Annotated in this window: 10 protein-coding genes; 7 read left to right on the plus strand and 3 right to left on the minus strand. The window is 69.2% G+C overall.

Features of this window, described 5'->3' with window-relative positions; all coding sequences use genetic code 11:
• Positions 1-218 precede the first annotated feature (218 nt).
• The 3 genes from NUT86_RS30455 to NUT86_RS30465 form a co-directional block, all read right to left on the minus strand.
• Positions 219-2,090, minus strand: coding sequence for a DUF2075 domain-containing protein (locus tag NUT86_RS30455; protein ID WP_167540504.1), 1,872 nt, complete (start codon positions 2,088-2,090; stop codon positions 219-221).
• Between the two features lie 1,316 nt (positions 2,091-3,406).
• Positions 3,407-4,852 carry a glyceraldehyde-3-phosphate dehydrogenase gene (locus tag NUT86_RS30460; RefSeq protein ID WP_018088780.1) on the minus strand — a complete coding sequence of 482 codons (1,446 nt, stop codon included), beginning with the start codon at positions 4,850-4,852 and terminating at the stop codon, positions 3,407-3,409.
• A 258-nt stretch (positions 4,853-5,110) separates the two neighbouring features.
• Positions 5,111-8,401, minus strand: a complete 3,291-nt coding sequence (locus NUT86_RS30465) for an AAA domain-containing protein (RefSeq protein ID WP_274738468.1) — start codon at positions 8,399-8,401, stop codon at positions 5,111-5,113.
• Positions 8,402-8,924: 523 nt separating this feature from the next.
• Here NUT86_RS30465 and NUT86_RS30470 point away from each other — a divergent pair.
• The 7 genes from NUT86_RS30470 (at position 8,925) to NUT86_RS30500 (ending at position 16,530) form a co-directional block, all read left to right on the plus strand.
• On the plus strand, positions 8,925-9,278 hold the full coding sequence (locus NUT86_RS30470) for a PRC-barrel domain containing protein (RefSeq protein ID WP_266442531.1): 354 nt from the start codon (positions 8,925-8,927) through the stop codon (positions 9,276-9,278).
• Between the two features lie 360 nt (positions 9,279-9,638).
• Positions 9,639-10,031, plus strand: coding sequence for an ATP-binding protein (locus tag NUT86_RS30475; protein WP_274738469.1), 393 nt, complete (start codon positions 9,639-9,641; stop codon positions 10,029-10,031).
• A 369-nt stretch (positions 10,032-10,400) separates the two neighbouring features.
• Complete coding sequence (locus tag NUT86_RS30480) at positions 10,401-10,760, plus strand: ATP-binding protein (protein WP_109893326.1); 360 nt, start codon at positions 10,401-10,403, stop codon at positions 10,758-10,760.
• A gap of 263 nt (positions 10,761-11,023) precedes the next feature.
• On the plus strand, positions 11,024-12,691 hold the full coding sequence (locus tag NUT86_RS30485; protein ID WP_274738470.1) for a PP2C family protein-serine/threonine phosphatase: 1,668 nt from the start codon (positions 11,024-11,026) through the stop codon (positions 12,689-12,691).
• 139 nt (positions 12,692-12,830) lie between these two features.
• A complete protein-coding gene (locus NUT86_RS30490; RefSeq protein ID WP_274738471.1) occupies positions 12,831-14,018 on the plus strand; it encodes a cobalamin B12-binding domain-containing protein in 1,188 nt (395 codons plus the stop codon).
• Complete coding sequence (locus NUT86_RS30495; protein WP_274738472.1) at positions 14,015-14,377, plus strand: STAS domain-containing protein; 363 nt, start codon at positions 14,015-14,017, stop codon at positions 14,375-14,377. Before NUT86_RS30490 ends, NUT86_RS30495 begins: the two co-directional genes overlap by 4 nt.
• A 284-nt stretch (positions 14,378-14,661) precedes the next feature.
• The gene (locus NUT86_RS30500) at positions 14,662-16,530 is read left to right on the plus strand and encodes a glycoside hydrolase family 15 protein (RefSeq protein ID WP_274738473.1); all 1,869 of its coding nucleotides are present in this window, start codon (positions 14,662-14,664) and stop codon (positions 16,528-16,530) included.
• Positions 16,531-16,664: the final 134 nt, after the last annotated feature.

Below are 16,664 nucleotides of genomic sequence, written 5' to 3' on the forward strand. Positions count from 1 at the left end.
GCCCTACCGGGCATCCACGCTCGCGTCGCGTGTCACCACACGACGGGCACAACCATTCGTCACCCGCAGCTCGTTGGAGCGAACTCAGGAACGCAGCCTCGTACCCTCCGGGAAGGTGCGCAGCGCGATCATGCTATCCCGCGAGTCGGCTCCGAGGGTGTGGATTTCGGGGTGGAGCGCCCGGACCGTGTAGGCATGGCTTCGGGCGCTGTCGGGGGCTAGAGCGCTGGAGGGATCAGTGAGCGGAGCTTTTCGCGGGTTTCCGGGTCCGTCGAGTAGACGATCGTGCCGATCATCCCCCGGGTAAGCAGCACTTTGTAGGTGTTGCGGACGAGGCGGTCGACGTCCTCGTCCGGGGTTGCTTTGGTGAAGGACGGGTCCTTGGAGGCGCTGCGGTCCACCACCCATCGGTCCGTACGCCAGACGAGGTCCGGACCCATGATCACGCCGGACCAGTCGTACTCGAAGCCCTGCGCGGTGTAGACGCACCCGATCTGTCCGAACCCGGCGGGGTCGGTTGCCCAGAGGGGCGCCGGTGGGGCGCCGAGCAGGGCGCGGTCGCCGTAGAGGTTCCACGGTCTGGCCCAGTCGCCGATGACCACATCGCTGGGCAGGGAGTGCATGCGCGAAGTGATCTTCGTCGTCCACTTCCAGCAGTAGCCCGCGGACATACGCGCGCCGTAGCCCTGGGCCCGTCGGGCGGCCAGGAGGTCCTCCAGCTCCTGCGGGCTGTCGGCGGTCAGAAGTCGTACCTTGTCGTCCGGTTCCCACACGGTGGGTGCGTTGCCTTCGAGTCCCAGCAGGTCGACCACCCATCGCAGGTAGGCGTCGCTGCCACCGCATCGGAATTGGCTGTCGAGCCTCACTACCGTGCAGTCCAGGTCCTGTTCGGCCGCAGCCGCCTGGATCTGTTCCACGGTCCCCATCTCGCCCGGACGCACCACCTGGTGCTGGTCCAGCAGGAACACCGGAACCCGGGCGGCGTCCATCAGCTCTGCCACCTGTGGACGGCCGGTACGCAGAGCCGCCTTGGTGTAGCGGTTGGCGGAGGTCTTGCGGAGCCGGTGTGCTTCGTCGCAGACCAGCACGTCCAGGTCGTTCGGTTCGGCCTCCATGAAGCTGTTGAAATATCGGAAGAGCCGCTGGACCTCGGGCTTGCGGGCACCGGCGACCTTGCGCATCGTCTTGGTGAAGGACTGCGAACCGGTGGCGTGCAGGGCCGGCACCCCGCGCCGGTAGAGGTCGCCCAACAGGGAGAGGGCGATCACGCTCTTGCCGGAGCCCGGGCCGCCGGCTACGACGACGACCTGCTTGCGGTTGGACCGCCGGGCCTGTCGGACCGCCGACATGACCGTTTCGTAGGCGAGCCGCTGTTCGTCCAGCAGCACGAACTGCTCCCGATTGCGCACCTCTTCGGCGGCAACGGTCATCAGCTGCCGCGACGGCCGGGCCTTGCCCTGCAGCAGGGCATCGGCTGCCTCGGCACCCGGCTTCGCCGCCAGCCTGGAACGCAGGTAGCCCAGGAACGCGCCGCGCTGATCACCGGTGAACATCCGGCCCCGATGGTCCTCGGAGACCGCGCGCAACCCTGCCACCCCGAACTCGGTCGCGTTGTGCAGATAGGCCACCCCCGCGATCGACTCCGGGATCCGCTCCAATGCTCCGTTGAACGACACGAGATAGTCGCAGTAGCCGCGTACTTGCTCGATCGGATTCAGGACCGGCGCCGGGTAAGCGGGGATGCGGCACCGCAGCGGATCGTCGTCCTCCGGGTAGGCCTCGCTCCACTGCTTGAGTTCGACCACCACGTAAGACGCCCCACCGGTGGCCGGATGCACGCCGGCAAGTATCACGTCCGCACGCTTGCTGGTCAGCGGCAGCCCGTATTCCAGTAGCATTTCGACCTCGCCGAGCCCGGCCTCCACCAACGCGTTGGTCAGCGCGGGGATGCTGCGTTCCCAGGAACGCACTTCCGCCGGCTGGGGCCGATGGCGGTGCTTGTGCAGGAAGTTCTCGGTCAGGAGTTCCGCCAGCCGTCCTTCGAGGTGGGTGCGGTCGGCCAACGATGCCGCGGACTCACGGAACAGCAAGAAAATGCCCCCAGGCAGCACGAAGTGACTCGTGCGGGTGGGGGCATGTCCTTCAGTTCCGCGGAAGCGGAGCGGAAGCCCGTCGGGCCGCTGAGATTATCCCAACCATCCTAGAACAGGGGGTGGATCACGGACCCGGAGTGCACGGACGGCAGTCGAGGCCGGCGACGTGGAACAGACCGCAGAAGTCTCGCAGCCCCCTGGTACGCCCAGGTGTGGTGCCCAGAAGAACTGTCGCGGCCTCACCTACGCCCCCGATGCCCGGCCGGAGCCTGAGCAAGCGCCAGGCGACTCTGGTGTTGCATTGCGGCCGCGCGGCGACACGCGACGGCACGCGGCATCCGGGCAAATGCACGGCGTGTGGCGGTGATTGATGAACCGAGGGGGCTGCGCTGTGGCTGACGCGGAAGTGTCGAGCGGAAGTACCTACGATTGACGGTCGGCGCGTGATCGCCGTTCGGCCGAGGGTTCACCGACCGTGACAGAGGCGACGGACGAGGAAAGGCGCGGGATTACGACAGTTTCAGCTGCTGGAGTCGGTGGCAGTGCGGCGGCGCAGGACGCGCGATGCCGTGACCGGTGCACGGGGGCGATGCCGTCGTGACATGCTCGCCGGATAGGGGTGAGGCTCGGTCGAAGAGTGCCGGCCGTCGGCCGTGACGCTTTGGCCCGTCCACGGTGCGCCCGCTCGGCCGAAGTACCTCGTCCGAACTGCTGTTTCTCCCGATCCCCGCCCGGCCGACGCGATTCCCGTGACGCATCATGCGAGTCGTCGGTGGTGCTGGAGCGGGACGCTGGCAATGACGCATTTTCCCTGATGGGGCGTCAGTAAGCCTGGGCGCCGGCCAGGGTGAGAAACGATAACTCGAACCCCTACGGCCGACATGTGGCCGAGGCGCGTCAAGGAGCCTGGGTGCTCGGCGTGTGCACCATGAGACCGCTACCTCCTGGCGGTCCGGCACACCATTGGGCACATGTCCGCGCAGGTCACTCAGCTGGCCCGCTGTCTCTCTTTGCGGCACGACTGTCATCCGGGCGATGCCGTAGCGGACACCCCTGCTAAAAGGCGCGGTGGGTTGTGGGTCAGTGGGCCGACGCAACGCGGGCGGGTGCGGGCCCCGATCGGCCGGACCGGAAGGTGCAGTTCGGTGCCGATAGGCGAAGGGCCCCGTCGCCGTCATGCAGCGAAAGGGCCCGTCGCGTGTGTGCGTCGCGTGAAGGCGGGACGCCGACCGGGATTGGTTCCCGCCCCGCTGCCGTCCCACCCCACCGTCGCCCGCCCACCGGGGCGGACGACGGCATAAACAGCCCCGGAATCAGACCGCCGGAGCCGGGTAAGTCGGGTACTCCACCCCGGAGACGTGCTGGACGACGCGGATGACCTGGCAGGAGTAGCCGAACTCGTTGTCGTACCAGAGGTAGAGGATGGCGTTGTCGCCCTCGACCTTGGTGGGGCCGGCGTCGACGATCGAGGCGTGGCGGGAGCCGATGAAGTCGCTGGAGACCGCGTCGGGGGCCGTGGTGAAGTCGATCTGGCGCTTGAGCGGTGAGGTCAGCGAGACGTCGCGGAGGTGGTCGAGGACCTCCTCGCGGGTGGTCTCGCGTCCGAGCTGCAGGCTGAGGATCGCGATCGAGACGTCCGGCACCGGGACGCGGATCGAGCTGCCGGTGATCGTTGCCTTGAGGTCGGGCAGCGCCTTGGCGACGGCGGAGGCGGCACCGGTCTCCGTGATGACCATGTTGAGCGGCGCCGAGCGGCCGCGGCGGTCGGAGTTGTGGTAGTTGTCCAGCAGGTTCTGGTCGTTGGTGAACGAGTGGATGGTCTCCACATGACCGCGCAGGACGCCGTACTCGTCCGCCATCGCCTTCAGCGGCGGGACGATCGCGTTGGTGGTGCAGGACGCGCAGGACAGGATCTGGTCGTCCGGCTTGATCATGTCGTGGTTGACGCCGTGCACGACGTTGGGGACGTCGCCCTTGCCCGGTGCGGTCAGGACGACCTTGGCGATGCCGGGGCGCAGGTGCTTCGACAGGCCCGCGCGGTCGCGCCACTTGCCGGTGTTGTCGATGAGGATGGCGTTGTTGATGCCGTACGCCGTGTAGTCCACCGACGTCGGGTCGTCGGAGTAGATCACCTTGATCTCGTTGCCGTTGGCGATGATCTTGCTGTTCGCCTCGTCAACGGTGATCGTGCCCTGGAACTGGCCGTGGATGGAGTCACGGCGCAGCAGCGAGGCGCGCTTGACGATGTCCTGGTCGCCGCCCCCGCGGACGACGATGGCGCGCAGCCGCAGGCCGTTGCCGGAGCCGGCCTTCTCGATGAGCAGGCGGGCGACCAGGCGGCCGATGCGGCCGAAGCCGTAGAGCACGACGTCGCGCGACTCGCTGCGCTCGATCTTGTTCTCACCCGTGGCGCCGGCGACGGCCTCGGCGGTGAACTCCTCCACCGACAGACCGCGGTCGTCGGTCCGGTACGTCTCGGCGAGCAGGGCGATGTCGATCTGGGAGGGGCCGAGATCGAGCGTGGTGAGGGCCTGCAGGAAGGGCATCGTCTCGGTGACCGAGAGCTCCGTGCCGGCGATCTGCCGGGCGAAACGGTGGGTCTTGAGGATGCTGACCACCGACTTGTTCACCAGGGAGCGGCTGTGCAGCAGGACCGTGACGTCCTGCTCCCGGTGCAGCTTCCCGATGATCGGGATCATCGACTCCGCGATCTCCTCGCGGGTTTTCCAGTTGGTGAACGAGTCGTCATTGACAGTCACAGGCTTATCTTTCGAGCTAGGCGGTGCTCATATGCTAGCGCCCCGCCACTTTAGTCATTCAAACGGTCCCGGTTGAGAGTGGGATGCCGTGGTCGGGCGTCATGGCCATGTCGGGTGCAGCGTGTGGGGGCGGCTCAAGGGAAAGCCCCTGGGTAGCGGTGTCGCGGACGTGTTCGGCGGCTGCATCCGCGAAGCCGGATGGGTGGGTGTGGGCGGCGGGGCCGACGAGAATGTGACATCGGTGACCCACCGCCGGAGTCAGCGCCCGGATGTCAGCCGGATGTCCTGGGTCCAGGCATCTGTGCGGCCCGACGGGGTGGTCTTGCAGGGGGCCGCGTAGCAGCGCCAGTACCAGGTGCCGTTCTTCCGGCGCCGGATCTCGATCTCCGCGCCCTTGCACCGTCCGCACCGCGGGGGCCGCGCGAATGTCTCCGCGTGTTCGTGCGCCAGCAGCTTCCGTGCGAAGTACGCGCCCCGCATGGTCAACATCACCTCACGGGTCCAGCTCTGGGAGAGCACGTTGAGGCTGCCGAGCATCACCGTCCGCTCGTCGATCACCGCGATCTTCTGGTGCATGACGTGCATCGGGATCACGGTGTGGGCCACGGCGCGCAGGTCCGCGATGAGCGACTGGCTGGTGTCCTTCCGCTGGAGCTGGTCCGTGTCGTCGCGGATGAAGACCTTGATCTGCACACCCCGGTCCGCCGCCGCCCGGAGTTCGGGCAGCAGGGACCGGATCCGGTTCGCGACCCACGGGGCCCAGAGCCACAACGACTGCCGCGCCTGCCGGATCTCCCCGCTGAACGTGCCGTAGAAGTCCCGCTCGTCATCGACTTCCGTCACCTCCACATGCCGGCTCAGCACCTCGGCGAGCGCGGTGCCGAACTCCCCTCGTGAGGGGGTGGGCGCATGGGGCGGGGTGATCAGGTGTTTGGCGTGCAGCACCCGGACGCCCGGGGTGCCGATCAGCGCCGCCAGCTGGGCCAGGGCCATTCCCGGCCGTGCGCCCTTGACCCGCTCGCCACTGGCGATGATGTAGAGGCGGGTCCTGACCCGGGTCACTGCGACGTTGAACAACCGCACGCCGTCGCGCGGCCAGGGGCTGGGGGCCGGCCGGCGGTGAGCATGGGCCATCCACAGTTCACGGCTGTCCGCGCCGCCCTCCACCGTGTCGAAGACGACGATGTCGAACTCCCGGCCTTGGAACTTGTGGGCCGTGCCGACCTCGGCCGGCGCCGCGCCCGTGCCCTCCACGTCCCGCAGTGCCTCCAGGGTGGCGTCGGCCTGGACGCGGTACGGCGTGACGACGCCCGCCTCCTCGCCCTGCTCGCGATGGAGCTCCACCAGCGCCCGGGCGATCAGGGAACCGGCCGGCCACCATCCCTTCCGGCTGCCGGTCGGATGGGCCCGGGCCAGCTCGTGCAGGCCATCGGTGTCGATCAGGACGATCTCGGGGTCGTGGGCGGGCCGCTCGTACGAGGCCTGGGCCCCGCCCCGCAGGACTCCGCCGTACGCGAGATCGTTGGCCAGCTTCATCACGGCCGGGCCAAAACGGTGCTGCTCGGTGAGGGTGACGCAGGCCGGATGCGCCTGCGCGTCCGCCGGCTCACTGATCCCGCAGTGCTGGAAGACGTCGGGGAGCAGCCACCTCTTGATGTCGTCGCGGTCCTGGTCCTTGAGCGCGGCGGGTATGACGGGGCCCAGCTGCATGAAGTCCCCGAGCAGGACGGCGGCCCTGCTGGCCTTGCCGGTGGCGAGCAACACCTCGGGCAGGGTGGCGGCGCCGGCCTCGTCGACGAGGACGACGTCGTACGGGCCCTCGAAGACCGCCCGGTTCGTGCGGAACCGGGCCAGGGTCGTGGCGACCAGCTTGGCGGCCTTGATGATCTCGCCCTGGGCGTTGCGGGCGAGGCGTTCGTACTCCTCCTGGAGCTCCTGGTACCGACTCTCCAGCTCCCCCCGACGGGCGGTGTCGGTGGCCACGGCCGGGCGTAGCCGTTCGGCCCGGTCGTGCCGGGCCGGCCAGCCCCTCCGCCCGGCGCGTTCGGTCAGATCCTGGGCCTTTTGGGCCTGCTCTGCGGCCCGGCCGGCGCGGGCCGCCTCCTGTTGGCGGGCCGCCCGCTGCTGCCGGGCGTCCTCCGCCGCTGTCCGCTTGGCCTCGGCGTCCGCTTCTAGGGTGCTGATCTGCTCCATGGTGAGGGGAATGCTGTCGGTCAAGGCCGTGATCCGGGCGTTGAGCGTCGCCGCGTGCGCGGTCGCTGTGGCGCGGGCTTCGCGCGCCGTCAGCCGGGCCGCGGCGGCCTGCTCCTCGGCCTCCACCACCTGCCTCCGGAGTTCGGCGATCTTCTTGCGTGCGCGCCGTTTGGCTATCGTGCCCAGGCCTTCGAGCCGCGCCAACTCCTCGCTCGGGGCGCGGCAGCGGTCCTCCGCGATCAGCGCGTCCGCCTCGCGGTGCTCCGCGGCCTGCCGGACCTGAACGACTTCCCCGGAGAGCTGGTCCGCTTGCCGCCACTGGGCGCGGGACGGCTCCGCCGCCGAGACGCGGGCGGTGGCCGTCTCGGCGACCGATACGGCGTCATCCAGCCGGCGGTCCGCTTCGGCGAGCCGGCTGCGGGCGTGGGGCACGCGCGCCAGCACGGACGCGAGGTCCTGGCCGGGCGTGCGCAGTAGCTTCAGCGCGGCGAAGTACGACACGGCGTCAAAACCGGCCAGCGCGCTGTCCAGTGCCGCCAACTCCTCGGCCCGGTCCCGGATCGCGACGAGCTCGGCCTCGATCGTGCTGCGTCGCCCGGCAGTTTCCGATAAGCGCGCCTGAACCATCAGCGGCAGGGAGACGGACGTGTCCTCGGCCACCTCCCGAAGGTGCGGCGGGCCCACGCGGACGATGTCACCCGGGGCGTGGCGCTTCTCCCGCACCACACCCAGCAGGGCGTTGTCCACGGCGATATTGGTCGCGGAGACCAGCAGAACCCGTGCGCCCCGAGCGAGGAGATCGCCGATGGCACGCTTGAGCACGGTGGTCTTGCCGGTTCCTGGAGGGCCCCACACCAGGCGGACGCCTTCGCCGAGGCAGGCCCGATAGGCGTCCCCTTGCGCGGGGTGAAAGCCGGGCGGGTCCACATCGCGTGCCGGCGCTCCGCCGATGGCCCGGGCTGCCAGCGCGGCGGCCAGAGGGTGTTCGCCGAGACCGGCGATGCCGTCGCGCAGGGACTCGACGAGGAACGTGGGCGGCTGCTTCAGCATCCACAGGTGCGGATCCGTGATCTCGGCGAATTCGGCTACGCACAGGGTGAGCAGGGAGCCCTTCTGCACTGTCCCGGAGACGGCGAAGCCCTTCTCCTCGATGTCGTCGTCGTCCGGGCCGGCCAGCCGCAGGCAGTCGAGTTGGTCCGGGCCGATATCGGTGCCGCGCAGGTCCACCGCGTACTGACCGGGTTCACCGCTCCGGGCGGCCCGCCCGACACGCTGCCAGCGGGGCTGTCGGCCGGCACCGCCCTCGACTGCGATCCACTCGCCGAGCGCCGCGGCGATCTCCTCACGCCACCCCACGTACCCCCCTATCCCCCCGCCCGGAATCAGATCGGCACACTACCCAGCCGCGTGAACTGGCACACGGAGGGGTGCTGGGGGCGCGGAGCGGGTTGGTGGGTCCATGGCAACCCGGATGCCCTCGGCCGGTCAGCCGGTCAGCCGGTCAGCCGGTCGGCCGGTCAGCCGATGGCATGGCCTGGCGTCCTCCATTGGCGTGGCCGACGGGAGGACTTCGGAGGACTTCCTCCGCGTCGGGTTCGGCGAGAATTCCTGAGCGGGTGGCTGAAGGAGCGGGGCATTTCTGACCTCCTGGCCGTGGCATTGCCTGCTGAAAAGTGGTCGGGAGCGGGCTGCCTCTGCCTGGGAAAGGGCCCGGAGGTGGGAGGGGCTCTGCGATGGTCGCTGTTTTGGAGACAGGTGCGGGGGCAGCAGAGCACTGTCGGGGTGACCGGCACGGTGGAGGGTTTCGGAATTGCTTCCCTTTGGTGGGGAGTGGTGGCGAGGCCAGGTCTTCTTTTGCGTCGTGTGGAAGGGATGTTGTATGAGTGCCATTGTCTGGGGATACCTTCCCGATTCCGGGTACCGGGCGGGCACGGTCCTTGTGGGGTACGGCGTCGAAGCTGTCGACGGGAGCATCGGCAAGGTCGACAAGCATTCCGACGAGGTGGATTCCGCGCACCTTGTCGTCGATACGGGACCGTGGATCCTCGGGCGGCGCGTCGTGCTGCCGGCCGGCACCGTGACCGGCATTGACCAGCAGGAGCAGAAGGTCTACGTGGGCCGCACCAAGGACGAGATCAAGGGGGCGCCCGACTTCGAGAGCGCCGGGCACGAGAGCAGTGCGGATTACCTGCACCAGGTCGGGGTCTATTTCGGGGGATTTCCTCTGGTGTGAGGCGTGTTGCGCCGGGTGGCGGGGCCGGCTGTCATCCGTGGGTCGGTGGGCCGGCCCGCGTCCGCGCTCGCCCGTGTCGTGGGACATACCGTGCGCAGTCGGGCTCCGTGCCGCGGTGTCATTCCCTGTGACGTCCTTCACCGCAGCCGTCCTGTGTCCGGCTCCTGCACGCCGTTGAGGGTGAGGTCAGGGGCCGCGCCGGTGTTTCGGCACCGAGTCGTGGAGAGTGCAGAGTGAACTCCGCGGTCCGGGGAAGCCGTCAAAGAACCTTCTCGTCGAAGTAGCCTTTTGCGTGGCCCTCGCAACGGGTGGCGGGTGAGCTCCATGGCGTTGTGGTCGATCGGGCGTGAGGTGAGAGGTGTGACGGGCACGCAGCAGACCCCGGTGAACAAGGCGGCGGAGGCGCGGGACAGCGTTCAGGAGCTGCTGAGCGCGCACCGTCCGCAAGTCGATGAACTCTCCATGATCGACGCACTGCTGGTCACCTCGGAATTGGTCACCAATGCCCAGCGTCATGGTGCTGGACTCGCCGGTTTCTCCGCCCGGATCGCGACCGGTGTTCTGGAAGTGACCGTCGCCGATAACAGCCCCCGTCATCCCGCCACGGCCATCGGGCGCGACAAATTCGGGGTCGGTGGATATGGGTGGCCGATGATTCAGAAACTCACCTCCTGTGTCGTCATCGTCCCCGCCGATGGCGGCAAGGCCATTACCGTCACCGTTCCTCTCAGGTGTGACCGCACGGCCGACTGAAGGCGCTGCCGTCGAGGCGGCATTTCGTGGTGCGCCGGTCCTGGCGCACCAGTAGGTACTGTCACTGGCGCGATGCCGGCAACCCCATGAAGGGTGGCTGGCCGATGAAGGGTGCCAAGGGCCGTCCGTCTCGTCGTAAGGCAACCCTTTTGGTGTTTTGGTGTGCGGTAAAGCCGAGGCGACGATGCGTCATCCTCGGCTGCCGCCGGCTGAGTGTTCGCCCGCTGTGACGTCCGCAATGAGGCCTGAGAGTATTGCCGTCCTGCCGTGCGAGAAGGAAGTGCCCCGGCCGGCAATGCCCGCCCGGAGGGTGGGCGAGGGATGCAGCGTCGCTATGACGGTTCGGGCGCATTGAGGTGGAATAGTGTGATGCAGGGAGTACCTGTAAGAGCGGCCGAGGCGCGCAACTTCGTGCACGACCTGCTGCACAAGATAGGCAGCCCGGTCGATGATCTGGCCCTCGTCGACGCCCTGCTGGTGACCACGGAGCTGGTCACCAATGCCCAGCGGCACGGGGGCGGGCTCACCGGGTTCACCGCGCGGATCGTCGAGGGGTACCTGGAAGTGGCGGTCGAGGACGGCAGCGCGCACTGCCCCACCGCCGCCACCCCGCGCGCCCCCGGAGCCACGGGTGGATACGGCTGGCCCCTGATACAACGGCTGGCCCGCAGCGTCGACATCACCGCGACCGTGACCGGCAAGACCATTCGTGTCACCTTGCCCCTTTGATGCTGTCTGACGCGTGTGAAGCCGTCTGATGCCGTCGTCCTGTTCCTTGGCTCGTGAGCCGGCGGGCTGACTTGGGACGGTAGGCGACACAGTCACCCCAGCCACCCCAAACCGGCTACCCCCATGGCCAGTCGGGGCGGCACGGTCCTTCTGGGTGCCCCGGGCGACGATTGCCATCCTCGGTGTCCGTGCGGGATGGTTGCCGAAGGGGAACGGTCTCTGCCGGTTCGGTGAGGTGATGGGGTGCACTCGGTGAGCCTCGCGTGGTGAAGAGTTCCGGCGTATCCGCCGCGACCGCGACTGCGTCCGTGGCCGGCGTCGATGTCGGTGCCGCCTGGCAATCCGCACCCCACCCCGTACTGGTCATCAGCCCGTCCGGTGTGGTGCGCGCGGTCAATGACGCCGCTGCGCCGCTGTTCCCGGCCATGAGGGCGGGTGCACCGTTCGATGATGCCCCGGCTCGCTGGCTCGCCGACGCCCATCAGCGCTTCACCGACCCCCTGCGGTCCGACGACGACGATCCGGCGCGCGGCCCCGTAGGGGACCGGAGCTTCGAAGCCCGCCCGAGCCGCGCGGAGAACGGCGACGTGGTGTGGTGGCTGGTCGATGACACCGCCCGCCGGTCGGCGGAGGACGCCCTGCGCGCGGAGCGCGAGCGCACCGGGTTCCTCGCCCAGGCGTCGACGGAGCTCCTCGCCTCCCTGAACGCCGGCCGGTGCATGGACGTCACTGCCCGACTGGCCGCGCAGCATCTGGCGGACGCCGCCGTCGTGGTCACCCCGCCCGCCGGACGGCGGTGGACGGTGAGCTTCTGCGGACCGGACGGACAGGTGGTGCGCGACAAGGCCGTTGCCGACCCCGCCTCCGTGCCGGGGCTGGCCGAGGCCCTGCGGGGGTTTCCCCCCGTACCGTCGCGCTGGATAGACCCGGCGGCCGTGCCGGACCGGTTCAAGCCGTCCGCGCTCGGTGACATCGGCTCGGTGGTGGTCACCCCGCTCCCCGGGCACGGTGTGGCGGCCGGCGCGCTCATCCTCATGAGGCGCTCCGGCCACGCCGCGTTCAACGAGAGCGAAGAGACCTTCGCCCGGCTGTTCGCCGCCCGCGCCGGAGCGGCGATGTCCGCCGCGCGGCTCTACGCGGAACAGGCGGCCATCACCCGGACGTTGATGCGGGAGCTGCTGCCGCCCCGGCTGGAGCAGGTCAGCGGAGTGGAGTTCGCCGGCGGATACCGGGCCTCGAACGACACCGACCGCGTGGGGGGCGACTTCTACGACGTGCACGCGGGGGCCGGGCCCGACGAGGAGTCGCTGGTCGTCCTCGGGGATGTGTGCGGCAAGGGGCTGGAGGCCGCGGTACAGACCGGCAAGATCCGCAACACCCTGCATGCGCTGCTGCCGCTGGCCACCGATCATCAACGGGTGCTGCGGCTGCTCAACGGTGCGCTGCTCGATTCCGACCACACACGGTTCGCCACCCTGGTCCTTGCCTCGGTGGCGCGGCGGGGCGGCACCGTCCGGCTGAGGGTGACCAGCGCCGGACACCCCGCGCCGCTGGTCGTCCGGGTCGACGGCCGGGTGGAGGAAGCCGACACCCGCGGTTCCCTTGTCGGCGCGCTGCCGGAGGTGACCTCCAAGACGGCCTCGCTCGACCTTGCGCCCGGGGAGTCATGTCTGCTGTACACCGACGGGATCACCGAAGCGATGGGCGGGCCGATGGGCGAGGAGCTCTTCGGCGAGGAACGTCTGCGGTCCGCTTTGAGCGAGTGCGCGGGCCTGCCGGCCGAAGCGGTCGTGGAGCGGATCCGGATGCTCGCCGCCCAGTGGGTGGGGACCGGCCGGCATGACGACATGGCCGTGGTCGCCATCACCGCGCCCCACCATGCGCACCTCAGCGCCGTGGACGGCCACACCCGGGGCAGGTACACGGCATGAACACCGTTACTGCCACGGCGGGTGTGCCGAGGACCGCCGAGGGCCCGGAGGCGGGGGCGGAGTCGGAGTCGGACGCCGGCCCGTTCCGCCGCGTATGCCCGGGGTCCATGGGCGGACGGCCGCCGGGTAGGTGTGCGTCATGACCCTCTCGCCCGCTCCGATGACGGAAAGCCTGGCCGGCTACGTCGACCACCTGTGGGACGCGGTCGTGGCCGTGGACGAGCACACGGCCGTCCGCGGGGTTTTCGACGCGGTGGACGCGGGGGTTCCGCCGGAGGACGTGCTGCTCGACATCATCGCCCCCGTCCAGCACCGGGTCGGTGAGCACTGGGCGGCGAACAGGATGACGGTGGCACAGGAGCACGCCGCCACGGCCATCAACGACCGGGTCATCGCGGCCCTCGCGCATCACCGGCCACCGGCCGCCGCGGCGGAGCGGGGACGTATCACGGTGGCCTGCGTGGACGGTGAATGGCATGCGCTGCCCGCCCGACTCCTCGCCGAGGTGCTGCGGCTGCGGGGCTGGCGGGTGGACTTCCTCGGCGCGCAGGTGCCCGCGCCCCATCTGATCGCCCATCTGCACCGGACCGGGCCGCAGGCCGTCGGGCTGTCCAGCTCGATCGCCACCCGGCTTCCCACCGCACACGCGGCGATCACCGCCTGCCAGGCCGTGGGCGTCCCCGTCCTGGTCGGCGGCGCAGCCTTCGGTCCCGACGGCCGCTACGCCCGGCTGCTCGGTGCCGACGCCTGGGCGCCGGACGCCCGCACCGCCGCCGACTTCCTCTCCCGCGGTATGCCGGACACCAGGCCACCCGCACTCGGGCACCAGCCCGTCGACGACCTGCCGCACCTGTCCGACCAGGAGTACTCCCTGGTGACCCGTACCGCCCCCCAACTGGTCAAGGAGACCCTGACGCAGCTGGAGGAACGCTTCCCCGCCCTGCGCGACTACTCCGAACGGCAGCGGCAGCACACCGCGGAAGACCTCGCGCACATCATCGACTTCCTCGCCACCGCGCTCTACACGGACGACGACGAACTGTTCAGCGGCTTTCTCACCTGGACCGGGTCGATCCTCACGACCCGCGGAGTTCCCGCCCACTCACTGCACCCGGCGCTGGACGCACTCTCCGTCCAGCTCAAGGACTTTCCCCGGGCCCGGCGCATCCTCGGCCATGCCCGCCGCAGCCTCGACACCGGCACCAGGACCGGCCCTGGCACCGGCCGCGGCACCAGGGTCGACACCGGCCCCGGCCCCGGCACTGGCACCGGGACCGACACCAGGACCGACACCGGCCCCAGCTCCGGCCTCGGGTCCTCCGTATGACCGCGCCCCCGTCCGACGACCGCAGCTCCACCACCGCCACCCCGGACCGGCACACCGCCCACCTCCACCTCTCCGGGGACCTCGACCACACCACCGCGGACGAGCTGCTCGCCCTGGCCGTCCGGCAGATCGCCGCGCAGCCCGGTCTCCGTGACCTCCACCTCAACTGCGCGCAGGTGCGGGCCTGCGACCCGATGGGACTCTCCGTGCTGCTGGCCCTCCACCGCCGGACCAGCGCCACCGGGATCCATCTCCATCTCGACGACCGCCCGCCCGCGCTGGACCGCCTTCTGACGGTCACCGGCACCCTCGGCCCCCTCACCTCCCCGCCCGGACGGAGCAGTTCCACTACGGGCTGACGCGAGCCACCACGGAACGGCGGCTCTTGCCGAAGGGCGTCGGCTCATGAACCTGCTCCGCCGGGGCATACGCGAGTTCAGCGCTCCTTCCCGACCAGGGCTGGGGCGGGTACTCAAGGGCCGACGCTGAACGAGGCGTAAGTGCCCGCGAATTGTCTGCGGATGCGTACGGACGGGCCGTTCGGATTCCCCGTACCGCGGCCGTACCGCCCTTGCCGAGAGGGGCAGTTGATGAGAGACGACCGCACGGCAGGAGAAGCGTCAGCGTCAGGGGGCCGCGGTATATGAACGACCGGCAAAAGCCGTCGGACGGAGTGGCGGGCGAGGACTATCTGCCGCTTGCCGAACACGGGCTGATCGGCGATCTGCGGACCGCGGCGCTGGTCGGGACCGACGGCCGGATCAGCTGGTTCTGTGCCCCGCGGTTCGACTCGCCCAGCATTTTCGGATCGCTGCTCGATGCCGCGGACGGCGGACACTGGCAGATCAGCCCCGTCGGGGACGTCGCCAAACGCCAGCAGTACTACTTTCCCGACACCAATATCCTCATGACGCGGATGCTGACCGGGAACGGCATCGTCGAGATCCAGGACTTCATGCCGATACGGGCGGAGGGGGACCGGAATCATCGGCAACGGCTGGTGCGGCGGGTGGTCAGTGTGCGGGGCAGCTCGCGTATCAGGACCGTCATCGCACCGCGGATGAATTACGGCCGGGATCCGCACAAGGTGGAAACGCAGCCGCACGGTGTGCGTTTCACCAGTGAGGCGCTGGAACTCTCGCTCCAGGCAAATGTGACCCTGCGGACCGAAGGCCAGGACGCCCTCGGCGACTTCGACCTGGCGGAAGGCCAATCCGCGCTGTTCGTGCTGGAGTCCGGCAAACCCACTCGCGCCGAACCCGCCGTCGATCTGGTCGATACCCGGGCCGCCGAGGAGCTGTTCCGGTCCACCGTACGGTTCTGGCGCCAGTGGCTGAGCCAGTCCACTTACACCGGCCGCTGGCGCGAGATGGTGCACCGCTCCGCGCTGACCCTCAAACTCCTCACCCACGAGCCCACCGGGGCCATTGTCGCCGCACCGACCCTCGGGCTTCCCGAACAACTCGGCGGCGAACGGAACTGGGACTATCGCTATGTCTGGATCCGTGACGCGGCCTTCTCCCTCCACGCCCTGCTTCGCCTGGGCTTCACCCGCGAGGCACAGGCCTTCATCAGCTGGCTGACCTCGTGTCTGCGCCCTGCGCACGACGGTGACCACGGCCCGCTACGGGTGCTGTATTCCATCGACGGCGATGCCGAAATGACCGAGCATGTCCTCGACCACTGGGAGGGCTACCGGGGATCCGCCCCGGTCCGGGTCGGGAACGGTGCCGCCGGGCAGCTCCAGCTCGATATCTACGGCGAACTCTTCGACTCCGTCTATCTGTTCAACAAGCACGGTGCCGGGATTTCACATGAGAGCTGGATGGACCTGTGCGCCATTCTCGACTGGCTGCTGGAGCACTGGGACAGCCCCGATGCGGGCATCTGGGAGACCCGTGCCGGACAACAGCGCCACACCTATTCGCGGTTGATGTGCTGGGTGGCGGTGGAGCGCATGATCAGAATGTCCCGGCAACGTGGTGTGCCGGGTGATCTGGGACGTTGGATGTCGGTACGCGACACGATCTATCACCAGATCATGGACCAGGGCTGGAACGAGGAGGAAGAGACCTTTGTCCAACGCCTCAGCGGGGAGCCGGGGCAGCCGCCGGAGAACATTCTGGACGCCTCGCTCCTGGTGATGCCCATGGTGAAGTTCTTGTCGCCGGACGATCCGCGGTTCCGCTCCACCGTGAAGGCCATCGGGGAGAACCTCGTCACCGACAGCCTGGTCTTCCGCTACGACCCGAAGGTCTCTCCCGACGGCCTGGACGGCACGGAGGGGACCTTCTCGATCTGCTCGTTCTGGTGGGTCGAGGCGCTCTCCCGCACCGGCCGGATCGAAGAAGCCAGGGTGGCGCTGGAGAAGATGTTCACCTACGCCAATCACCTCGGTCTGTACGCGGAGCAGATAGGGATGACGGGCGAACATCTGGGGAATTTCCCCCAGGCGCTCACCCATCTCGCGCTGATCAGCGCGGCCACCAGCCTGGACGACTTCATGGGCTGAGCCGCCCTTCCCCGGCCGCCGGGCGCCCACCGCGCCCGCCACCGGCCGGGCTCCGGGATTCCTCGGATGCCGCCGCGCGGGAAACGCCCGCTGCTGACGGAATGGAGTCCGTTGCCGACTCGACTGCGGGCATA

Origin of the sequence: Streptomyces sp. G7(2002) (assembly GCF_028870195.1) — a bacterium.
GTDB lineage: Bacteria > Actinomycetota > Actinomycetes > Streptomycetales > Streptomycetaceae > Streptomyces > Streptomyces nigrescens.